A 21,321-nucleotide genomic window follows, 5' to 3' on the forward strand; every position below is an offset into this window, starting at 1 on the left:
CCGCCTCCTCAGATCACACCCTCCGCCTCGAGCCTGGCGATCACCCGGGCGGCGCAGCGTTCGACCGGATCGATCTCCGTGGAGAGGGTGAGGTCCGGAGACACCGGTGGCTCATAGGGGGCGTCCACCCCGGTCAGGCCCGTGATCGCCCGCCGGTCCGCCTTTGCGTAAAGCCCCTTGGGGTCCCGGGCCCGGCAGAGCGCGACCGGCGCATCGACGAAGACCTCCAGAAACAGCCCTTCGTCCATCCGCGTCCGCACCGCATCGCGCTGGGCCTGGCGCGGCGAGATGAAGGCGCACAGCGTCACGACACCGGTCTCGGCGAACAGACGGGCCACCTCTCCCGCCCGGCGGATGTTCTCGGCCCGGTCGTCCTCCGAGAAGCCGAGATCGCGGTTCAGACCGTGGCGCAGATTGTCTCCGTCCAGAAGCACCGTGCGAATGCCCCGGCCATGCAGGCACCGTTCGACCTCGACAGCGAGGGTCGACTTGCCCGATCCGGACAGGCCGGTGAACCAGACCACGGCCCCCCGATGGCCATTCAGGCGCTCGCGCTGACGCCGGTCCACCGCCCCTGACGCCACATGGATGTCAGCGGGCTGGTCGAGGGGATGGAGCGCCGTTCCGGCGGCGACCGTGGCGTGGGTTTCGCGGTCGATCAGAATGAAGCCGCCCGTCAGGGGGTCGCTCGCGAAGGGGTCGAAGGCAACCGGCGAGGACAGGGTCAGGGCGACCCGGGCGATGGCGTTCATCGCCAGGGTCACCCCCTCGACGGGAGCGGTCCCGTCGGAGGCGGCGTCGAGGACGCGGACCCGCGCCGCAACCGTTCGGGTCCCGAGCCGCAGCAGATAGGATCGGGCGGGATCGAGCGGGGTCTCGTCCATCCACAACAGCCGGCCGACGAAGCGCTCGACCGAGGCGGGTCGGTCGTGGGGGTGGGCCAGGACGTCTCCGCGGCTCACATCGACGGCCTCGGCCAGGACCAGGGTGACGGCATCCCCGGCGCGGGCCGAGGGCTGGTCTCCCTCCCAGGTCACGATCCGGTCGATGGTGGCGACCTGACCGGAGGGGCCGACCACGACGCGGTCCCCGGCCCTCACCCGGCCCGAGGCGACGGTGCCGGCGTATCCGCGAAAGCCCGCGTCGGGACGATTGACCCACTGCACCGGAAACCGGAACGGGCGCTCGAGCGCCAGATCGACGTCGGTCCGCGCCCGGTCCAGGGCCTCCAGCAGGGTGGGGCCGGCGAACCAGGGCGTCAGGCGCGAGCGGGTGGTCAGGTTGTCCCCGTCGCGGGCGCTGAGCGGGATCACGGTCAGGGCCTCAAACCCCAGATCCCGGGCGAAGGCGCGGTAGGCGGTCTCGATGGCGTCGAACGTCGCCTGCGAACCGCCGACCCGGTCCATCTTGTTGACGGCGAGGATCACCTGGCGAATGCCGAACAAGGACACGATCCGGCTGTGGCGTTCGGTCTGGTCGGTGATGCCGCGCGTCGCATCGACCAGGATCACGGCGAGGTCGGAGGTGGAGGCCCCGGTCGCCATGTTGCGGGTGTACTGGGCATGGCCGGGGGTGTCGGCGACAATGAAGCTGCGCCTCGCCGAGGAGAAATAGCGATAGGCGACGTCGATGGTGATCCCCTGCTCGCGCTCGGCCTCCAGCCCGTCGAGCAGCAGGGCGTAGTCGGGCGCCGCGCCGGTCGTCCCGAACCGGGGGGAGTCGCGCTCCAGCGTGGCCAGGTGATCGTCGCGCACCTGGCCGGTCTCGAACAGCAGCCGGCCGATCAGTGTGGATTTGCCGTCATCGACCGAGCCGCAGGTCAGGAACCGCAACAGGCCGCGCTCGGCCTCGGCGGGGCCCGGCGACGGCAGGCGAAAGGCCACCCCGTCCATCAGAAATAGCCCTCGCGTTTCTTCTTCTCCATCGAGGCGGTCTCGTCGGCGTCGATCAGACGGCCCTGGCGCTCGGAGACCCGGCTGGATCTGAGCTCGGCGATGACGGCGTCGAGGGTGTCGGCGTCCGAGGCCACGGCGGCGCTGAGCGGATAGCAGCCCAGGGACCGGAACCGCACGCGCGTCAGCGTGGCGGCTTCGCCGGGGCGCAGCGGCAGGCGGTCGTCGTCGCGCACGATTATCGCCCCGTCGCGGTGGACGACGGGTCGTTCCGCGGCGAAATAGAGCGGCACGACCGGGAGAGCTTCGGCCCGGGTGTATTCCCAGACGTCGAGTTCGGTCCAGTTGGACAGGGGAAAGACCCGGACGCTCTCGCCGGGGTTCAGCCGGGTGTTGTAGAGCCGCCAGAGCTCGGGCCGCTGGCGGCGCGGATCCCAGCCGTGTCCGGCCGTGCGAACCGAAAAGACCCGTTCCTTGGCGCGCGACCGCTCCTCGTCGCGGCGGGCGCCCCCGAAGGCGGCGTCGAAGCCGTGCCGGTCCAGGGCCTGTTTGAGAGCTTCGGTCTTCATCACCTGGGTGTGCAGCGACGATCCCGAGCGGATCGGATCGATGCCGCGCGCCAGGCCCTCGGCGTTGATGTGGACGATGAGCCGCGCGCCATAGGTGTTCACGACCGCGTCCCGGTGGCGGATCATGTCGGCGAATTTCCAGGTCGTGTCGACGTGCAGCAGGGGAAACGGGATCGGCCCGGGAAAGAAGGCCTTGGCCGCCAGGTGCAGCAGGACGCCGGAGTCCTTGCCGATCGAATAGAGCATGACCGGGTTGCGCGCCGTGGCGGCCACCTCGCGCAGGATCTCGATGGCCTCGCTCTCCAGTCGCCGCAGATGGGGCGTCAGGGGGCGCGTCCGGACCGGGGTCGTCGGGCGGAGTTCGAGCAGGGCAGCGGTCATGGACGCTCCTTTCGGGAGCATTTCAGTGCCCCAGGCGCGCGCCTCGATCGAACGAGAAGATGTCGGCCCAGGCGATAGATTTCCTGATGTCACCCCGGCCCGGCGCTAGAGCTCGTCCATCGTATCGTCGTGATCCACGGCCTGTCGCTTCAGCCAGGCGACGAAGGCCTCGGCGCTGGGCGACATCGCCCGGCCCAGCGGCAGGACGACGTGATAGGCGAAGCCCACGGCCTCGGACCCGTCGGGAAAGGGCGCGACCAGCCGCCCCGAGGCCAGGTCCGCCTGGGCCAGGGCGCGCTTGGCCAGGGCGACGCCGCGGCCGGCGACGGCGGCCTGGATCAGGAGACTGGACTGGTTGAAGCGGGAGCCCCGACGCGGATCGCCGTGCCGTACCCCCCGGGCCTTCAGCCACATGGGCCAGTCGGGCCGGCTGGGATCGGCGTCGGCGGAGACATCGTGAAGCAGGGGGTGATGGACCAGGTCCTCGGGCGTCCGGATGGGATGGGGGCCGTCCATGAGCCGGGGCGCGCAGACCGGCAGCACGGTCTCGGCCATCAGGAGCTCCGAGCGATAGCCGCTGTAGCCGCCGGGCCCGTATCGGACCGCCAGATCGGCACCCCCGTCGTCGAGATCGGCCGGCTCCATGTCGGCGGAGATCCAGATCTCGATATCGCCGTGCCGGCGATGAAAGTCGTCCATGCGCGGCATCAGCCATTGGGCAGCGAAGGACGGGGCGACGCTGACCGAGACCTGACGTTTCGACGGCGGCTCGCGCAGGATGGCGCAGGCCTCCGTCAACCGGGCGAAGCCGTCGCGCAGCTGCGGCATGGCCGCCCGGCCCAGGTCGGTCAGTTCCAGTCCCCGGGCCTCGCGCCGGAACAGGGGCGCGCCCAGGGTCTCTTCCAGGAGGCGGATCTGCTGGCTGACCGCGCCGGGCGTGACGCAGAGCTCCTCGGAGGCCCGCGCGAAACTGAGGTGGCGGGCGGCGCTCTCGAAGGCGCGCAGGGCGTTGAGGGGCAGCAGCGACCGGGCCATGGCCATTAGAAATCCTAATCCATCGCCAAAGACAATCTGGTTTGTTGCGGCCCGACCCCAGGGCGATATCGGGGGCTTGCCGACGGCAGGCCTCGAATGACCGGGCCGATCGCCGTTGCGACCGGAGAGCCCTCGAGCCCATGCGCGTCTTTCTCGCCGCCTTTCCGCTGGACCGGACCCGGGTCGTCGTCGTCGGGGCCGGCGAGCCGGCCCTGGCCAAGCTGCGGCTCTTTCTGACCTCGCCCGCCGACCTCGTCTGGTTCACCCCGGAGGGGGCCCCGCCCGCCCTCGAGCGATCGCGGGGTGCGCCCGAGCCGATCCCGCGCACACCGGACGCCGGCGATCTGGCGGGCGCGCGTCTGGTCTTCATCGGCCTGGCGGATGAGACCGAGGCGGCCCGCCTCGCCGCCCTGGCCCGGGCGGCCGGCGCCCAGGTCAATGTGGTCGACCGCCCCGCGCTCAGCGATTTCCAGACCCCGGCGATGATCGACCGCGACCAGGTGGTGGTGGGCATCGCCACGGGCGGAACCGCCCCGATCCTGGCCCGGGATCTCCGGTCGCGGATCGAGGCGGTCCTGCCGGCCGCCCTGGGTCCCCTGGCCCGGCTGGCGGGCGAGCTGCGCGCCACGGTCAAGGCGACGGTCCCGGACTTTCTGGCCCGCCGGCGCTTCTGGGAACGGGCCTTTCGCGGGCCGGCCGCCGACCTCGTCGCGGACGGCCGGCCCGCCGAGGCCCGCCGCGAGATGCTGCGGCTTCTGAACCTCGCGACCCCGGAACAGGGCGTGGTCCATATCGTGGGCGCGGGCCCCGGCGATCCGGAACTGCTGACGCTCAAGGCCCTGCGCGTGCTTCAGGACGCCGACGTCATCATCCACGACCGGCTGGTGCCCGAGGCAGTGCTGGAGCGGGCCCGGCGCGACGCGCGACGGCTCCATGTCGGCAAGACGCGGGGCGACCATTCGGTGCCCCAGGACCAGATCGAACGTATGATGATCGACGAGGCCCGCGCGGGGCACCGGGTCGTGCGGCTGAAGGGCGGTGACCCGTTCGTCTTCGGGCGGGGCGGCGAGGAACTCGCGGCCTTGCGGGCGGCGGGGGTCCAGGCCTTCGTGGTGCCGGGCGTGACCGCGGCCCTGGCCTGCGCGGCCTCGGCGGGCCTGCCCCTGACCCACCGCGACCATGCCCAGGCCGTGACCCTGGTGACGGCCCAGCCCCGTCCGGGTGGCCCGGACGCCGACTGGTCGGTCCTGGGCGCGGCCAACCATACGGTGGCCGTCTATATGGGCGCGGGCCTCGCCGACCGGGTGGCCGAGCGGCTCCAGGCGGCCGGCCGCGCCGGATCGACACCCGTGGCGGTGGTCGAGAACGGCACAAGGCCGGATCAGCGGGTGCTGACCGGCCGGCTGGACGGCCTCTGTGGCCTGGTCCGCGACGCGCGGCTCACCGGACCGGCTATGCTGTTCATCGGCGAGGTCGCGGCCCTGGCCGTGGCCGATGCGGTTCCGCGCCGGGAGGCGGCGGCATGAAGCTGTTGACCGCCAACCGGCTGGACGACGGCCGGGTGATCTACTGGGCCGAGGGGGGCGGGACGACCGGCGTGCTGCGCGAGGCCGCCCGGCTCGACGACGGCATGGCGGAGGCCACCCTGACCCTGGCGCGGTCGCGGCCCGAGGTCTTCGTGAACCCCTATCTGGTCGAGGCGATCGACGGGGTCCCGAGCGGCCGCGACCGGCTCAAGGAGACGATCCGGGCGACCGGCCCGACCGTGGGCAACAGCCGTCCCTCCCCCGCATCGGTGCGGGGGCGCTGATGTATCGCTATGATGAGTTCGACGCCGCCCTGGTGCGCGAGCGGGTCGAGGAGTTCCGCGACCAGGTGGCTCGCCGCGCCTCCGGCGACCTGACCGAAGACCAGTTCAAGCCGCTTCGGCTGATGAACGGCGTCTATCTTCAGCTGCACGCCTATATGCTGCGCGTCGCCGTGCCCTACGGCACGATGAACGCCCGCCAGATGCGCAGGCTCGCCCACATCGCCCGCACCTATGACCGGGGCTACGGCCATTTCACGACGCGGACCAACATCCAGTTCAACTGGCCCGCCCTGACCGACCTGCCGGCCATTCTCGAGGATCTGGCTGCGGTCGAGATGCATGCGATCCAGACCAGCGGCAACTGCATCCGCAATGTGACGACGGACGTCTTCGCCGGGGCGGCTCGGGACGAGATCGAGGATCCCCGGCCCTGGTGCGAGATCCTGCGCCAATGGTCCACGATCCATCCCGAGTTCTCCTTTTTGCCGCGCAAGTTCAAGGTCGCGGTGATCGGCGGGCCCCGCGACCGGGCGGCGATCCGGACCCATGACGTGGGGCTGGAGATCGTGGGCCGGGACGGTGCGGAGACCCTGTTCCGGGTCTTCGTCGGCGGGGGCCAGGGCCGGCTGCCGCACCTCGGCAAGGAGATCGCCACCGGGGTGCGCGGCACCGAGCTGCTGGCCTATCTGACCGCGATCCTGCGCGCCTACAATCTGCTCGGCCGACGCGACAACATCCACAAGGCGCGCATCAAGATCCTGGTCGAGAGTCTGGGCATCGCGGCCTTCCGCGCCGAGGTCGATCGCCAGTTCGCGACCCTGCGCCACGAGGACCTGAGGCTTCCTCAGGAAGAGCTCGACCGGATCCGCGCCTATTTCGCGCCACCCGCCTTCGAGACCCTCGAGCGCTCCAGCAGGGCCTTCGACCGCGCGGTCCTGGCCGACCCGGACTTCGCCCGCTGGACCCGCAACAATGTCCGTCCTCATCGGCGAGCCGGCTATGGCTCGGCCGTCATCTCGCTGAAGGGCCTGGGCGAGGTGCCCGGCGACATCACCGACGCCCAGATGGAGGTGGTCGCCGACCTGGCCGAACGCTATGGGTTCGACGAGGTCCGCGCGGCCTATGAGCAGAACCTGATCCTCCCCCATGTGAAGCTGGACGACCTGCCGGCGGTCTGGCGCGCGCTCGACGCGGCGGGGCTGGCGATGCCCAATGCCGACCTGGCCACCGATGTGATCGCCTGCCCGGGGCTGGACTACTGCAGCCTGGCCAATGCGCGCTCGATCCCCGTGGCCCAGGCCCTGTCGCGGCGGCTCGCGGACCTGGACTACCAGGAGCGGGTCGGGCCGGTGCGGATCAATATGAGCGGCTGCATCAACGCCTGCGGCCACCACCATGTGGGTCACATCGGCGTGCTGGGCGTCGATCGCAAGGGCGAGGAATACTACCAGATCACCGTCGGCGGCTCGCCCGACGAACAGGCCGCGCTCGGCCAGATCGTGGGTCGCAGCCTGCCCGCCGAGGCCGTGGCCCCGGCCATCCAGCGCGCCCTGGACCGCTATCTGGAGATCCGCGCCGACGGCGAGCGGTTCATCGACACGGTCCGGCGCCTCGGCCCCGAACCCTTCGGCGAGGCGATCTACGAGGGTCTCGATGCGGCTCATTGATCACGGCGAGATCGGTTCGGAAACCCGACGCCTGACCGCCTCCACCCCGCTGGACCAGGTCGAGGCGGCGGCCTTTGACGGCGCTCCCATCGCGATCGTCTTCGAGGCCTTTCGCGACGGACGCGGCTTTTCCCTGGCGAGCGTCCTGCGCGAGCGCGGCTTCACCGGAGCCCTGATCGCGGCGGGCGACCTCTTGCCCGATCAGGCCCGTCACCTGATGCGCTCGGGCTTCGACGCCGTCGAACTGGGGCCGGACGCCGATCCGGCGGCCTGGCGGCGCATGCTCGAGGCCTTCTCCGGCGTCTATCAGCCCGCCGTCGACCCGGCGGTCCCGGCCTGGCGGCTGCGCGGACCGGCCCGTCACCCGCCCCCGACGGACCCGCCCCCGGATCCGCGCCCCGACCCCCAGACCCGCGCGGACGCCCTGAACGCCGCCCTGAAGGACGCCGATCCCCTGGCCGTCCTGCACACCGTCCTGGATCCTCGCCAGGGGCTGAAGGTCGCGGTCCTGTCCTCCTTTGGAGCCGAGGCGGCGGTGCTGCTCGACCTGGTCGCCCGGGTCCGGCCGTCCACCCCGGTGATCTTCCTGGAGACCGGCCAGCATTTCCTGCAGACCCTGGCCTATCGTCGGACGCTGGGCGAGCGGCTGGGCCTGACCGATGTGCGGGTGGTCGTCCCCAGGGCCGAGGAGCTTGCCGATCTGGACCCGAACGACGCCCTGTGGCGCACCGACCCCGACGCCTGCTGCGACCTCCGGAAGGTCCGGCCGCTGGCCCGGGCGGCGGCGGGGTTCGAGGCCCTGGTCACCGGCCGCAAACGCTACCAGTCGGAGACCCGCGCCGGGTTGCGGGTGGTCGAGGCCCTGGACGGCACGCTGCGGATCAACCCGCTGGCGCGCTGGAGCGCCCGGCGGATCGAGGCCTACCGGGCCGAACGCGAACTTCCGGCCCATCCGCTGGCGGACCAGAACTATGGCTCAATCGGCTGCTGGCCCTGCACCCGACCGATCGAAACCGGCGAGGACGCGCGGGCCGGACGCTGGTCGGGCGTGGACAAGGTCGAATGTGGCATTCATCTGGGACGTCGCCGCGCCGCCGCCTGACCCCGACCGCCAGAGATCTTCCATGACCGCCAGCGCCTCCATCGTAGATCTGATCGGCAACACGCCCCTGATCCGGCTGAACCGCCTGTCGGACGAGACGGGCTGTGAGATCCTGGGCAAGGCCGAGTTCCTGAACCCCGGCCAGTCGATCAAGGACCGCGCCGCCCTCTATATCGTGCGTTCGGCCCTCGCCTCGGGCGATCTGAAGCCAGGCGGGACCATCGTCGAGGGCACGGCGGGCAACACCGGCATCGGTCTCGCCTTGATCGGGGCGGCGCTCGGCCATCCCGTGGTCATCGTCATCCCCCGCACCCAGTCCGAGGAGAAGAAGGCGGCGATCCGCGCCCTGGGGGCCCGTCTGGTCGAGATCGACGCCGCGCCCTTCTCCAGTCCCAACCATTTCGTCCACTATTCCAGCCGGCTGGCCCAGGAACTTGACGCCGCCTCGCCCCAGGGCGCGCTGTGGGCCAACCAGTTCGACAACACCGCCAACCGCGACGCCCACTATCAGGGCACCGGCCCGGAGATCTGGGCCCAGACCGAGGGCCGGGTCGACGGCTTCGTCAGCGCGGTCGGCTCCGGCGGCACCATCGCGGGGGTCTCCGCCTATCTGCGCGAGCAGAACCCCGACATTCGCATCGCCCTGGCCGATCCGGCCGGCGCGTCCCTGTTCAACTGGTTCACGAAGGGCGAGATGACCGGCGAGGGCTCCTCGATCACCGAGGGCATCGGGGTGGCGCGCATCACCGGCAATCTGGAGGGGTTCAAGCCCGACCACGCCTACCGGATCGAGGACGCCGAGTTCCTGCCCCTTCTGTTCGACCTGATCCGCCACGAGGGCCTCTCGCTCGGCGGCTCAGCTGGCGTCAATGTGGCCGGCACGGTGCGTCTGGCCCGCGAGCTCGGCCCCGGCAAGACCATCGTCACCCCCCTCTGCGATCCCGGCGTCCGCTATGCCTCAAAGCTGTTCAACCCCGAGTTCCTGCGCGCCCGGCATCTGCCGGTCCCCGACTGGCTCTGAGCGCGGAATCTTCCTCATCACACGGCCGCCAGTCTCGACCGGGCCCGCCGGCGGATCGATGGATGGGGGCTAGCGCTCCCCCTCCTCCGTGCCGAAGGCGCGATCGAAGGTCTCGAACATTTCAGTCCAGTAGCGCCGCACATTCCCGGGACTGGCCAAGCTATGACCCTCGCCCGCGAAGCGGACGAACCGGGCCGGCTTCCCCGCCCGCTCCAGGGCCGAATACATCAGCTCGAACCCGTGGATGGGGATCGGATCGGCGTCGCCCATCATGAGCAGGACGTCCGCCTCGATCTCGTGAGCCCTATAGAGGGGGCTGGCCTCGATCATCTCGAAAAGCCGGTCCCCCATGGGCTGGCCACCAAAGCCATAGCCGGTCTCCAGATCGTAACGGTTGCTGACCGACTGGAGCGGAGATTGCTCGGGATAGGTCTGGTACCAGAGCGCGCTTCGGCCACCGAAATAGTCAGCGGTGTATTCCGACCAGCTCGCGCCCGCGACGACGGCGTCCAGGGTCGGGCTCTGAGTGGCGAGCCACAGGGCCATCATCCCGCCCTGGCTGAATCCGTAGGCCCCGACACGGTCGGGATCAATCAATCCGCGACGCCCGGCCTCGGCCACAGCGCTATCGGCGAGTGTCCTGAGGCCTCCCAGTGGATTGCCCGGGGTCCGGAGCAGCCGATACGGGGCCGGCAAGGTGAGCACGGCGTAGCCGTGCTCGGAGAGCGTCAGAATGTCCTTCAGAGCCGGGTCGGGCTCCCGCGCCGGATCAGGGCAGTCCGACCGCGTGGGATTGTTTGGATAGAGGTCCAGGATGACGGGAGGCGGACCCGCGAACCGATCCACCCGGGGCAGGGTCAGGCAGGCGCCCAAGGCGGTTCCATCGGCCCCGGTGAAGGCGATGAGCTCGCGTCGCGGAAAGCCAAGGGGACGTTCGCCCGGTCCCCACCGGATACGCGTCCCGCCGGCGTCCGTCACCCGAAGCACCCAGCCCGTCAGCCCGTTGACGGCCGAGACCGCGACGCCCGACGCCGCCTCGAGATCAACCAGGGCCTCGCCCGGCTCCAGCGGCATCGTCCGCGCCCGCCCGCTCCCGCCGAGAACAACCGCCTGCCGGTCCTGGTCGCCGGACGATGCCAGCACCGGGTCGCGATCGCTCCTCATCCTGCGGACCTGGTCGGCGAAGGGCGCAGTCGGTGCCGGTGCAAACGACCGGCCCGGTGGGGCGGTTAGCGGGTCCACTCCGGCCACGCTCACCCGATAGGGGCGACCCGCCGCGAGCACGACGGGCCCGGACGCTTGATCGGCTCCGAGCCGGGGGCTGACCTCATCGAGATCTACGGTGGGGCAACTCGGGGGATCGCTCACGGCAATCAGGCACCAGTCGATCCGTCCTCCGGATCGATCGCCCTGAGGAAGGAAGAGGTGTTCGGTCGTCGCGGCCGTGCGGCGGGCCGCGACCAGCAGACGGTCGCCGACCCAGGCGGCCAGTTCCGGTCGGAACGTCAGGCCGCGCTCCCGCTCGGACACCAGCGCGAGCCCGGCGGTCGATATCGGCTCCGGCTCGCCCGACCGGGCGTCGAGGGCATGGTATCGGCCCGTCGTCAGCGGCTGGTTCAGCGGTCGGGCGAAGACCGCCAGTCGATCGCTGTCGTGGGCCCAGACCAGGGACCCGAGCTCCGCGTTCAACCCGGGGAACCTCCGGACCGCCCCGTCGCGGCGCTCCAGATCGACGACGGTGAGCTCGGCCCGGGGCGTCATGCCACCCCCGAGATTGGCCTCGGCCAGAGGCCCACCGAGAGCGAACACTCTCAGGCCGGCGACGTATCGACCCGACGGCGAGCGACGCAGGGACGCCACCGCGCCCTCTGCCAGGACGGTCGTGCGGCCGGTGCCGAGCTCGACCTCGACCAGAAGGCCCGGACGGGCCGCCAGGTCCCGGTCGTCCTGCACGGTCTGGATGACCGAGGCCGAGGCCCCGCCTCGCCAGGCGCGGCCGGCGCGCTCGAGCTGACGTTCCAGATGGTGGCGCTGGCCGATCACCCCGGCGGGCTGGAGCCCTTCGGGCAGCACGGTCAGGGCGATGGCGTCGTCGTTCAGCCAGATCGGTCCGAAGTCCTCTCCCAGGGCACCGTACTCGGGCGCCGCCTCCAGCGGTCGGGTGAGAGACAAGGTTCGGAGATCAAGGACGACCAGGCGGACGCGTCCGGACAGGACCTCATAGGCCAGCAACCGGGAACCGTCCGGCGACCGGGCCGCCAGCCAGTATCGCGCGCCCTCGATCGTGCCGGGATATTCGCGCTCGGGGTCGTCGCCACCGGTCGATCGGACGAACAGCCGCCCGACCCGCGTCTGGAGCTGATCCAGATCCGCGCCGGAGGACCCGGCCTGGGGCCCGGCCACCACATAGACCAGCGCCTGCCCGTCCAGCATCAGCCGGGCGTCCACCACACGGCTGGCCGAAAGCCGCGTCTCAACTGTGAAGCCCTGCTGTCCCCCGACCTGCGCAGGGGGCCCGGACGGCTCCGGGCCGACCGGCTCGGCGGCCACACTCGTCGGCGCAATGAAGGCCGCGAACGGCGGCCGCGCCGGTTCGGCGGTCCGGCCATCGGCCGCCGAAGCCATCCAGACGGAGGTCATGGCGGCCGCTGCCAGGCCTCGCAGATCGGTCGTTCTGGTCATTCTACCAGCGCTGTATCAGCTGGACGGCGATCACGCGGCCGAAGGGATTGCCCTGGGCCGGATCGAAGCCGTACCCCGCCGCGCCGTTCTGGAACGGCGGATCCTCGTCGAGCAGATTCTGGGCGCTGAGGGCGAAGGTGAGCCCTTCGAGGCCACCCTTTCGGGGCGACCAGGACACCCGCCCGTCGAGGGTGTTCCAGGCTCCCACACCCAGGCCGAGCCGGTCGCGGCCCGCTGCGGCATGCGACCAGTGCAGTCCCGCCCCGATCGCGCCCCGGGCCCAGGTGGCGCCCCCACGCGCGCGGAGCCGCCCCGGATAGCCGCTCAACCCGACCACATCCTCGACGACGGCCGTCGGCGTGGTCTGGTTGTCGTAGGTCAGCACCCAGGAGGCCGTGCCCTCCAGGGTCAGGCGGCCGCCTCCGAACGCGATCGGATAGCGGGCCGCGAGATCCAGGCCGCTCACCTGGACTTCTCCGGTGTTGACCCAGCGCATGTCCACGATCGCGCCGTAGGTCGCGGCCGGATAGAGGGTCGGAAAGCCCGGCAGGGTCGAATAGGACTGGACCCTGGCCAGGTCAGCGGGATTGGTGCCCGGCGAAATCAGGGTGACGAAGGCGGCCAGCGAGGGGTCGATCAGGGCGTTGGTCGTATTGGCCGCGACCGGTTGCGCTATCCGGTCCTGGAACCGGGTGTCGAAGTAATTCACGTCAAGGCTGAACCCGTTTTCGGGCTGCCAGGTGAAGCCGGTGCTGAAGGTCTCCGCGGTTTCAGGCTCGAGATCCGGATTGCCGCCGATGAGAAGCAGGGACAGCAGCTGCGAGCCGCCGGCGCGGGCCAGAAACAGTCCCGACGCCCCCGGCGCATTGTACAGTTGCGGCAGGGACGGAGCCCGGAAGGAGGTTCCCCAGGCCATCCGCACCGAGAGGTCGTCGACCGGCGACCAGGCCAGGCCGATCCGGGGATTGGTGGTCTCCCCGAAATCGTCATAGTGCTCGATCCGCCCGGCGAGAGAGAGCTCGAGCTTGCGCAAGCCCGGACGCCCGTTGGCGTCGCCGACCAGGGGGAGACTGGCTTCGGCGAACAGCGCAGCGATCTGGCGGCCCTGTTCCGGCGTCGTGAACACCAGGGGTGTCGCCGCCGACAGAAAGCTCGTCGAGCCTGTCTCGAGCCACTCGTCGCGCCACTGCGCGCCGACCGCCAGGCGGACCTCTCCCCCCGGCAGGGTCCAGAGCGGTCCCTCCGCCAGCAGGTTCAGTGAGCTTGCGCGCCCGTGATCGGAGCCTGTCGAATAGCCGGCGCGGATGAACTCCAGCACAGCCGGGCTGTTGGCGTCCCCGGATCCGAACAGATTCAGATAGCCGTCGCGCGCCGCCGAAAAGGGGGTGGCGGGATCATCGGGAATATTGCCCAGCGCCTCGGCGACGAAGCGGCTGTTGGGCCGGTTGCGCCCGACCAGTTCCCCGCTCTCTTCGGCGTAGGCCGCATAGGCGTTCAGCTCCCAGTCCCCAGCCAGATCGTATCGCGCGGCCAGGGTGGCCCCGAGGCTTTCCGAGCGACCCTCGCTCACGCCCGAGCCGAGGTCGTTGTAGAAGGAGTAGCCGATCAGGTGCGAGGCGGCGCCGGTGGGCGAGACGAAATGCGGATTGGCCGAGGTCACCGAGAAGATGCCGACCCCGGGCGTGTTGAGCAGGGTGTAGTCGCGGCGGCTGTAGCGAAGGTCGGCCGACAGCTCGAGCCTGTCCCCCAGGGCCTGGGACAGGCGGGCGTAGGCGCTGTAGCGGTCCGTCTCGGGCGAAAGGTCGGAACCGACGTTCAGCGCGAGACGGTTGGCGTCGCCCGCGACGAAGTCGCCGGGCGTCTGGGCTACACCGGACGGACCCGGCCGTATGGCATATTGCGAGACATATCCCCCTGCGGCGGCATTGAACGCCAGAATGTTCCCGGGCGAACTATAGATGAACCGGTAGTCGCTTCCGCCATAGGGCCGAAGATCGCCCGACGCCGAGTAGTCCCGATCCAGGCTGCTGAAGGCGTTGAGGGTCTGGTACTCCAGAGACAGATAGGCCCCGCCGCCCGACCAGGTCCGTCCGGCGAGGTGGGAGACGAGAAGGTCTTCGGCCCCTCCCCGCGCGGCCGAGGCCCGCACGCGGCTCTCCTGGCCGTCGAAGGTGCGGCGCAGGATGACATTCACCACCCCGGCCACGGCGTCGGTGCCGTAGATCGCAGAGGCGCCGTCGAGCAGGACGTCCACACGTTCGACCGCGCCGGACGGAAGGGCGGAAATGTCGGCGAGCTCGCCCCGGAACCCGGATCCAGCCAGGCGCCGGCCGTTGATCAGGGTCAGTGTCGAGGTCGCGCCGAGACCGCGCAGATTGACCGCGGTGGAGAAGACGGAGTTCGATCCCGTGCGGTCGGTTCCCGCGCCCTGGACGAGGGGCGTGGAGGTTCCGGCGTAGTTCTGGGGAAGGTCGACCAGGATGTCGGCGACGGTCGCCCGGCCCCGGGCGTCCAGGGCCTCGCGATCGAGGACGATCACCGGCGAGGCCAGGGCCCCCGACGACCTAAGCAGGGTCCCGGTGACCACGATGTCGTCGAGATCGGTGGAGACCGTCTCCGGTTCGCTCGCCTGGGCGGAGGAAGACGGCAGGTCGACCCGGCGCAGGGTGATGACCGTCCCGGTATCGGTCGCGATCTCGAGCCCGGTGCCCTGCAGCAGCCGGCGCAGCGCCTGGCGGGTGTCCAGGTCGCCCTGAAGCCGGGGCGTGCGAACGCCTCGGAGCTGGGCGGACGGCGCGATGATCTGGATCCCCGCCTGGCGGGCGAACTCCGGGATCGCCCGGACGGCGTCCTGGGCCGGGACATCGAACGCGCGTTGCTGGGCACAGGCCGCCCCGGACACGACCAGCGCCGCCAGCGCGGTCCCGCACCCCAACAGAAGCTTTCTTGAAACGATCCGCACTGTCTGCATCTCCCCATGATCCGGTCGCAAGGACCTTCACGAGCTAGACGCGCCATGGTCGGACTTGCCGCCATGCCGCCCTCGGATTCCGTTCGCGTACTGAGTTTGCCCTCAGCGGATCAGCCGCACTTCTCCTTCCCCGACTTCGGCCTTGAGGCCGAAGCTCGAGGCCACCGCGCGGGTGAAGCCCACCGGGTCATTCGCCTGGAACAGACCCGTGATCTCCTCGGCCGCGATCCTGGGGTCGTCGATGACGATCCGGGTCTCGGAGTAGCGCGCGAACTTCGCGGCGGCCTGTCCAAGGGTTTCGCCCTCGAAGGCGATCCGGCCCTCGCGCCAGGCCAGTTCGCGACCGACCGCCCCGGCGCCCACGATGGTCGTCATGACGGGGCTCGTCTGGTCGACCGGGCTCGTCGCCCGGACATCCGCCGAGATCCGCACGGGTGGTCGCGCCTTCCCGCGACGCTCCACCTCGACGACGCCTTCGCGCACCAGCACCTCGACGGGCTCATCGCCCAGCCGTCTCACCGTGAAGCTGGTCCCCACGGCCCTGGCCTGGGTCGCGCCCGCGTCAACGATGAAGGGGCGGGCCGGGTCGGGCGCGACGTCGAAAAGGGCCTCGCCCTCCACGAGATCGATGAGACGACGCTCCCCGGAGTAGCTCACCCGGACCAGGGTGTCGGTGTTGAGGGTCATCACAGAGCCGTCGGCGAGCGGCACGACGCGCACCTCGCCCAGACGCGTGCGCACCGTCCCGCGTCGCGCGGCCAGGCCGAAGAGCCCCACCCCTGCGAGGCCCGCGGCCAGGGCGCCGCCGGCTCCCGTCAGAAGGTGGCGACGCGGCAACCCGGTCCGGCGCGGTGCGCCGGTGGTCGAGCCGCTGAACCCCGGCGCGAGGGCTCTCGCCCGCTCGGTCTGGAGGGCGAGCGCCCGCAGCCGGCCGTACGCCCCGGCCCGCCGGTCGTCGCCGGCCAGCCAGACGTCCAGCCTTTCCGCCTCTTGCGGCGTGAGATCACGATCGACGCGCGCGACCCAGTCGGCCGCGGCGCGATCAATCTCCTGAGCGGTCTCCCTGGGCATGGCTTCCACGCATTGGTCTTACGGGTTCAGACGCACGGTCCGAAGGGTTTCCGCCACGCACGAAGCGGTCGGCGAGCAGAAGAAGGCTGCGGCTCATATGCTTTTCGACGGTGCTTTCCGACAAGCCGAGACGGGTGGCGACCTCGCGCTGGGACAGACCTTCGATCCGGCGCAGGGTGAAGACGTCCCGGATCTTGCCCGGCAGGCCGGCGATGGCCTCACCGAGCCGGCGGAGTTCGTCGCGGTCGGCGATCTGGCGTTCCGGCGAGGGGTCGTCGGCGATCGCGGCCAGTTCGTCGATGTCGGCGACGAGTTCGAAGGACACCACCCTGGCCCGCCTCGCCTGGGACACGAGCACCGAATGGGCGGTCTGGAAGGCGTAGGTCCGGGGATTGCGGATATGGGCGACGCTGTCGAGGGCGATGAGCTTCGAATAGGTTTCCTGGATGATGTCGTCGATCTCCAGCCCGGGAAGCTTTCTGTTCCGGAGCCAGGCGCGCAGGGCCGCCTCATGGGGCAAGACATGTCGCCCCAGCCAGACCGCCCGCTCGTCCGAGACCCGCCGCATGTGCCAGAATGACGACAGCCGCCCCGCCGTCGCAAGGCCCGATCGGGGCGGTGCGGTGGCCGGGCAACGGTCTGGGACAATCCCTCAGGCGGCATGGCGGATTTCGCCGTCCCGAGCGTCTCGGGCCTCGGCAACGCCGGGCGGGCCCCTGTTGCGAGCCTGTCCCTGCGGAGCCGCAGTCGAGTACCGCCGATGGGCCTCGACCCCGCACCTGCTGGGTTCGGGCCGCAGGACCCAAGGCGGAGCGTCTCGACGCCCGCCGCCGCCCGCCGGACGGGGCAAGGCGAGAGTCCGCCTTCCGGAAGGGGCCGACAAGACGTGCGCCCCATGAGGTGATGAGTTTGCCGCGTCGTGCGTCCTATACCGATAGGACGGTGGGAGTGATGATGCGCCAGAAGGAAGCCGAAGCGCTCGACGGGATCGCCGACCTCAGCCGGCGGTGTCGCCCTGGACTGATGGCCTTCTTCCTGCGGCGACTGCCCAACCATGCCGAGGCCGAGGATCTCACCCAGGAGGTCTTCATGCGGCTGGCGGCCCTGCCGTCTGACAGCGTCGCCAATGCGGAGGCCTATATTTTTCAGATCGCGGCCAATCTCCTGCGCGACCGCGCGCGCCGGGAGAAGGTGCGTTTCGAGCACCGCGAAGGCGTCCGCGCCACGGAGGACCACGGCGTCGAGCGCCTCGATCCCGCGCGCATCGCCCAGGGCCGAGAGGCGGTCGCCCAGATCGCTTCGGTCCTGAAAGAATTGCCGGAACGGACACGAACCATCTTCGTGCTCTACCGGCTCGAGGCGATGAACAAGCGTGCCATCGCCGAGGGTCTGGGAATCTCGGTCAGCGCCGTCGACAAACATCTGATGAGGGCCACCGCCCGCCTCATGGACCGGTTGGGGAGCCCGCGATGAGCCAGACCGCCCAGACCCCCCGAGCCGCTCGCGATGCCGCCGCCACATGGTGCGTCCGTATGGCCGATCCCGACCTGACCCCCGCCGAGCGGGACGCCTTCCGGGCGTGGCTGGACACCGATCCGGTCAACCCCGGCCTGTTCCAGACCGCGATCGAGGCCTGGGCGATCACCGCTGACCAGGCCGACGACCCCGACATGATCGTCCTCAGGGCGGCCGCGATCGGCACGCTCCGCCGCGTCAATCGGCGGCGCGCCTGGAGCGGTTGGGCCGCCGCGGCCGCGGCGATGGTCGTCCTCGCCGCCGGCGCGGGTCTGTGGCAGGCCCGCCTGCCGATGATCTATGAGACGGGCATCGGGGAGCGCCGCCTCGTCGCCCTGGCGGACGGGTCCAAGCTGTCGCTCGACGCCGACAGCGAGGTCCGGGTTCGTTTCGATCACGGTCGTCGCCGGCTCGCGCTCGAGCGCGGGCGGGCCCGTTTCTCGGTCGCGAAGGATCCCTTGCGGCCCTTCTCGGTGATGGCGGGCGACAAGACGGTGGTGGCCACGGGCACGGCCTTCAGCGTCGAGCGCCTGGGACCCGAGGTTCGCGTCATTCTCTATGAAGGGGGCGTGACGGTGCTGACGGGAACCGACAGGGGCGAGCGCACGCCTGTCCGCGTCGCGGACACCGCGAAGACCGTGGAACAGGCCCTCAGACCCGGCGGGGCGCTGATCCTGCAGGCCGCGCAGGCCGAAGCGGTCCTGACCGCGGCCGACACCGGACCGTCCCTGGCCTGGGAGGGAGGACAGTTGGTCTTCGTCGATGAGCCTCTGGCGGCCGCCGTGGCCCGCATCAACCGCTATGCCGACCGACCGCTGGGCATCGGCGACGCGGCGGCCGGCCGGGTCCGGATCAGCGGCGTCTTCAACGCGGGATCGACGACCGCCTTCGTCGAGGGCGTCACGGCCACCTTTCCGATCGAGGCGAGGCAAAGGGACGGGACCACGATCCTGGTCCACGCCACCGCGCGGGGTGAATGATCCGCGCGGTGGCGCGTCTTATCTTCCGGCTCCGGATGAAGGGGCGACTTCGGGGGACCCTCATGCACAACCATCATTCGCTTCTCGGGGGCACGGCCTTCGCCGTCGTCGTCGCGGCCGCGGGGCTCGCCGTCGCCCAGCCGGCCACGCATGACTTCAACATTCCGTCCCAGGACCTGGCCTCGGCGCTTCAGGCCTACAGCCGGGTCACGCGCGAACAGATCGTCTTTGACAATCAGCGGACGGCGGGTCGTGTCAGCGCCGCCGTGGTGGGCCGCTACACGACCGAAGAGGCCCTGCGCCGCCTGTTGGCCGGCACCGGCCTCAGCGTCCGGCGGGGCTCCAGCGGGGTGTTGATGGTGGTCAGCGGCGCGCCGGCCCAGAGCGAGGCGGCCTCGGTCGAGCTCGACGAAATCCTGGTCACCGGCAGCCGGATCCGCGGCGGCATCACCGCCTCGCCCGTCATCACCACGACCCGCGACGATATCCGCAACGCCGGTCATACCGACCTGGGCGAGGTCATTCGCAGCATTCCGCAAAACTACGCCGGGGGTCAGAACCCGGGCGTCACCCAGGCCGGCGGCATCACCAACCAGAACGTCACGGGCGGCTCGGCTCTCAACCTGCGGGGCCTGGGGCCGGACGCGACGCTCACCCTGCTCAACGGCCGACGGCTGTCCTACGGCGGTGCGAACCAGGCGGTGGATGTGTCGTCCATTCCAGTGGCGGCCATCGACCGGATCGAGATCATCACCGACGGGGCCTCGGCCCTCTATGGCTCCGACGCCGTCGCCGGTGTGGCCAACATCATCCTGCGCCAGGATTTCGAAGGTCTGGAGCTTTCGGGCCGGGTCGGCGCGGCGACGGACGGAGGCTTCGAACAGTATCAGCTGAGCGCCACCGTCGGTCGCAAATGGGAGGGCGGTGCCGTGCTGCTCGCCTACGACCGGCAGGACCAGGGCGCCATCCTCGCCGGCGACCGCGATTACCTCGACCATATGCTGGACGTGACGGAGATCTATTCGCCCAGCGAACATCACGCCCTTCTGCTCAGCGGCCACCAGGCGATCGGACCGAGCCTCACCGGTCGGCTGGATCTGGTCTATCTGGACCGCCTGTCCACGACCTACACCCTGGACAGCGGCCAGGAGAACACCTCGACGCGGGACGTGACGAGCTTCACCCTCTCGCCCAGCCTGGAGATCCGACTGCCGGCGGACTGGACCGGCGTGGTGTCCGGGACCTACAGCGAGGACGAAACCCTCAGCTACCAGACCGCGGTCACGAGCGACGGCACGGTCCTGGCCGACTACGAAAACTGTCACTGCAACCGCGCCGCGTCCGGCGAGATCTCCGCCGAGGGGCCCGTCCTCGCCCTGCCGGGCGGCGACCTGCGCCTCGCGCTCGGGGCCGGCATTCGTCGCAACGACTATGTGTCGAGGCGGACCTATCCGGCCGTGACCACGCCCCCCTCGACCAAGGGCGATCGCACGGGCCGCTACGCCTTCCTCGAGGCCAATGCCCCCCTGGTCTCGCCCGGCCAGGAGGTCGCCGGCATCTATCGGCTGACCTTCAACGCCGCCGCGCGCTACGAAAGCTACGAGCAGCTGGGGGACGTCCTGACCCCCAAGGTCGGTCTGCTCTACGACCCGACCTCCGAGATCTCCCTGCGGGCCACCTGGGGTCAGTCCTTCAAGGCCCCCACGCTCCAGCATGAATTCTCCAGCCAGATCGCCGCCCTGTATCCGGCGAGCTTCTTTGGGGCCACGGGCTATCCCGCGAACGCGACCGTGATCTTCATGAACGGCGGCGGGGGTCAGCTGGCGCCCGAGCGGGCGGAGACCACCTCGTTCGGTGCCGTCTACACGCCGCGCGCTCTCCCGGGGCTCCGTCTCGGAGCGACCTATTTCGACATCGACTATACGGATCGGTCGATCCAGCCGATCCAGAACGCCGCCCTGGTGTTTCCGGATTCCAACTGGGCCCGGTTCCTGACCCGCGATCCGTCCCCCGGGCAGCAGGCGGCGCTCATCGCCGGCACCAATCGCGCCCTGTTCAACGTCAGCGGCTTTCCCTACGACCCCGCCCTGGTCGCCGGCATCGTGGACAATCGCTATACCAATGTGGCGCGCCAGACCGCCCAGGGGATCGATCTGGACGCCAGCTACCGTCGCGACCTCGCCGGGGGCGAGGCCACCTTCAGCGCCACCGCCACCTGGCTGGAGACCAATCAGCAGAACGGGCCGGGGGTGCCCCTGTTCGAGACCTCGGGCGACATCTTCTATCCGACGGATTTTCGGGCCCGGGCCGGGGTGGTCTGGACCGGCGGCGCCCTGACCCTGGGCGGGTTCGTCAATCACGTCGCCGGCGTGCGCAACACACAGCTGACGCCGCCGGAGACCGGCGACGGCTTCACCACGGTCGACGTCACCGCGCGGCACCAGTTCGCCCCTGGTGATGCACCGTGGAGCGGCCTGGAACTGGGGCTGTCGGTCTCCAACCTTTTCGACACCGCGCCGCCGATCACTCCCTCGCCCTATGACTTCGTCGTCAACTACGATTCGACGAACTATTCGGCGATCGGTCGCTACGTCAGCCTCTCGCTTACCCGCCGCTGGTGAGCCT

The 21,321-nt window shown here is 70.4% G+C and carries 15 protein-coding genes; 8 read left to right on the top strand and 7 right to left on the bottom strand.

Annotation, left to right across the window (positions count from 1 at the left end; translation table 11 throughout):
* Positions 1 to 8: 8 nt before the first annotated feature.
* From cysC to gcvA, 3 genes are all read right to left on the bottom strand, one after another.
* Positions 9 to 1,892: an adenylyl-sulfate kinase gene (gene cysC / locus ACETK8_RS14505; protein WP_374036543.1), complete on the bottom strand. Its 1,884-nt coding sequence runs from the start codon at positions 1,890 to 1,892 to the stop codon at positions 9 to 11.
* Positions 1,892 to 2,842, bottom strand: coding sequence for a sulfate adenylyltransferase subunit CysD (gene cysD / locus ACETK8_RS14510; protein ID WP_374036544.1), 951 nt, complete (start codon positions 2,840 to 2,842; stop codon positions 1,892 to 1,894). The genes cysC and cysD overlap by 1 nt, the downstream gene beginning before the upstream one ends.
* A gap of 105 nt (positions 2,843 to 2,947) precedes the next feature.
* Positions 2,948 to 3,877 carry a transcriptional regulator GcvA gene (gcvA, locus tag ACETK8_RS14515; protein WP_374036545.1) on the bottom strand — a complete coding sequence of 310 codons (930 nt, stop codon included), beginning with the start codon at positions 3,875 to 3,877 and terminating at the stop codon, positions 2,948 to 2,950.
* A gap of 140 nt (positions 3,878 to 4,017) precedes the next feature.
* On the opposite strand from gcvA, the gene cysG reads away from it, so the two are divergent.
* Genes cysG through ACETK8_RS14540 form a run of 5 tightly spaced genes read left to right on the top strand, consistent with a single transcriptional unit; the run spans position 4,018 to position 9,477 of the window.
* On the top strand, positions 4,018 to 5,403 hold the full coding sequence (cysG, locus tag ACETK8_RS14520; protein WP_374036546.1) for a siroheme synthase CysG: 1,386 nt from the start codon (positions 4,018 to 4,020) through the stop codon (positions 5,401 to 5,403).
* Positions 5,400 to 5,687 carry a DUF2849 domain-containing protein gene (locus ACETK8_RS14525; RefSeq protein WP_374036547.1) on the top strand — a complete coding sequence of 96 codons (288 nt, stop codon included), beginning with the start codon at positions 5,400 to 5,402 and terminating at the stop codon, positions 5,685 to 5,687. The genes cysG and ACETK8_RS14525 overlap by 4 nt, the downstream gene beginning before the upstream one ends.
* Complete coding sequence (locus tag ACETK8_RS14530) at positions 5,687 to 7,354, top strand: nitrite/sulfite reductase (RefSeq protein WP_374036548.1); 1,668 nt, start codon at positions 5,687 to 5,689, stop codon at positions 7,352 to 7,354. The genes ACETK8_RS14525 and ACETK8_RS14530 overlap by 1 nt, the downstream gene beginning before the upstream one ends.
* Complete coding sequence (locus tag ACETK8_RS14535) at positions 7,341 to 8,456, top strand: phosphoadenylyl-sulfate reductase (RefSeq protein WP_374036549.1); 1,116 nt, start codon at positions 7,341 to 7,343, stop codon at positions 8,454 to 8,456. Before ACETK8_RS14530 ends, ACETK8_RS14535 begins: the two co-directional genes overlap by 14 nt.
* A 22-nt stretch (positions 8,457 to 8,478) precedes the next feature.
* Positions 8,479 to 9,477 (top strand): cysteine synthase A, encoded by a 999-nt coding sequence (locus ACETK8_RS14540; RefSeq protein WP_374036550.1) that lies wholly within the window; start codon positions 8,479 to 8,481, stop codon positions 9,475 to 9,477.
* A 69-nt stretch (positions 9,478 to 9,546) separates the two neighbouring features.
* Here the strand turns inward: ACETK8_RS14540 and ACETK8_RS14545 are convergent, their stop codons facing one another.
* The 4 genes from ACETK8_RS14545 to ACETK8_RS14560 form a co-directional block, all read right to left on the bottom strand.
* Entirely contained in the window at positions 9,547 to 12,159 is a 2,613-nt protein-coding gene (locus tag ACETK8_RS14545; protein ID WP_374036551.1) for an alpha/beta hydrolase family protein, read from the bottom strand.
* Position 12,160: 1 nt separating this feature from the next.
* Complete coding sequence (locus tag ACETK8_RS14550; protein WP_374036552.1) at positions 12,161 to 15,121, bottom strand: TonB-dependent receptor domain-containing protein; 2,961 nt, start codon at positions 15,119 to 15,121, stop codon at positions 12,161 to 12,163.
* 111 nt (positions 15,122 to 15,232) lie between these two features.
* The gene (locus tag ACETK8_RS14555; protein ID WP_374036553.1) at positions 15,233 to 16,201 is read right to left on the bottom strand and encodes a FecR family protein; all 969 of its coding nucleotides are present in this window, start codon (positions 16,199 to 16,201) and stop codon (positions 15,233 to 15,235) included.
* The gene (locus ACETK8_RS14560) at positions 16,173 to 16,721 is read right to left on the bottom strand and encodes an RNA polymerase sigma factor (RefSeq protein ID WP_374036554.1); all 549 of its coding nucleotides are present in this window, start codon (positions 16,719 to 16,721) and stop codon (positions 16,173 to 16,175) included. Before ACETK8_RS14560 ends, ACETK8_RS14555 begins: the two co-directional genes overlap by 29 nt.
* 434 nt (positions 16,722 to 17,155) lie before the next feature.
* Between ACETK8_RS14560 and ACETK8_RS14565 the strand changes: the two genes are divergently transcribed.
* The 3 genes from ACETK8_RS14565 (at position 17,156) to ACETK8_RS14575 (ending at position 21,317) form a co-directional block, all read left to right on the top strand.
* A complete protein-coding gene (locus tag ACETK8_RS14565) occupies positions 17,156 to 17,674 on the top strand; it encodes an RNA polymerase sigma factor (protein ID WP_374036555.1) in 519 nt (172 codons plus the stop codon).
* Entirely contained in the window at positions 17,671 to 18,696 is a 1,026-nt protein-coding gene (locus ACETK8_RS14570; RefSeq protein ID WP_374036556.1) for a FecR family protein, read from the top strand. The genes ACETK8_RS14565 and ACETK8_RS14570 overlap by 4 nt, the downstream gene beginning before the upstream one ends.
* Before the next feature lie 62 nt (positions 18,697 to 18,758).
* On the top strand, positions 18,759 to 21,317 hold the full coding sequence (locus ACETK8_RS14575) for a TonB-dependent receptor domain-containing protein (RefSeq protein WP_374036557.1): 2,559 nt from the start codon (positions 18,759 to 18,761) through the stop codon (positions 21,315 to 21,317).
* The last annotated feature ends 4 nt before the right edge of the window (positions 21,318 to 21,321 follow it).

Origin of the sequence: Brevundimonas staleyi, assembly GCF_041893865.1 — a bacterium.
Taxonomy (GTDB): Bacteria; Pseudomonadota; Alphaproteobacteria; order Caulobacterales; family Caulobacteraceae; genus Brevundimonas; species Brevundimonas staleyi.

Excerpts from the sequence above, each read along its gene's own strand:
- ACETK8_RS14575 (WP_374036557.1), top strand. The coding sequence starts at position 18,759 with ATGCACAACCATCATTCGCTTCTCGGGGGCACGGCCTTCGCCGTCGTC.
- ACETK8_RS14570 (WP_374036556.1), top strand. The coding sequence starts at position 17,671 with ATGAGCCAGACCGCCCAGACCCCCCGAGCCGCTCGCGATGCCGCCGCC.
- ACETK8_RS14545 (WP_374036551.1), bottom strand. The coding sequence starts at position 12,159 with ATGACCAGAACGACCGATCTGCGAGGCCTGGCAGCGGCCGCCATGACC.
- ACETK8_RS14530 (WP_374036548.1), top strand. The coding sequence starts at position 5,687 with ATGTATCGCTATGATGAGTTCGACGCCGCCCTGGTGCGCGAGCGGGTC.
- cysG (WP_374036546.1), top strand. The coding sequence starts at position 4,018 with ATGCGCGTCTTTCTCGCCGCCTTTCCGCTGGACCGGACCCGGGTCGTC.
- ACETK8_RS14555 (WP_374036553.1), bottom strand. The coding sequence starts at position 16,201 with ATGCCCAGGGAGACCGCTCAGGAGATTGATCGCGCCGCGGCCGACTGG.
- ACETK8_RS14565 (WP_374036555.1), top strand. The coding sequence starts at position 17,156 with ATGCGCCAGAAGGAAGCCGAAGCGCTCGACGGGATCGCCGACCTCAGC.
- cysC (WP_374036543.1), bottom strand. The coding sequence starts at position 1,892 with ATGGACGGGGTGGCCTTTCGCCTGCCGTCGCCGGGCCCCGCCGAGGCC.
- ACETK8_RS14525 (WP_374036547.1), top strand. The coding sequence starts at position 5,400 with ATGAAGCTGTTGACCGCCAACCGGCTGGACGACGGCCGGGTGATCTAC.
- cysD (WP_374036544.1), bottom strand. The coding sequence starts at position 2,842 with ATGACCGCTGCCCTGCTCGAACTCCGCCCGACGACCCCGGTCCGGACG.
- ACETK8_RS14535 (WP_374036549.1), top strand. The coding sequence starts at position 7,341 with ATGCGGCTCATTGATCACGGCGAGATCGGTTCGGAAACCCGACGCCTG.
- ACETK8_RS14540 (WP_374036550.1), top strand. The coding sequence starts at position 8,479 with ATGACCGCCAGCGCCTCCATCGTAGATCTGATCGGCAACACGCCCCTG.
- gcvA (WP_374036545.1), bottom strand. The coding sequence starts at position 3,877 with ATGGCCCGGTCGCTGCTGCCCCTCAACGCCCTGCGCGCCTTCGAGAGC.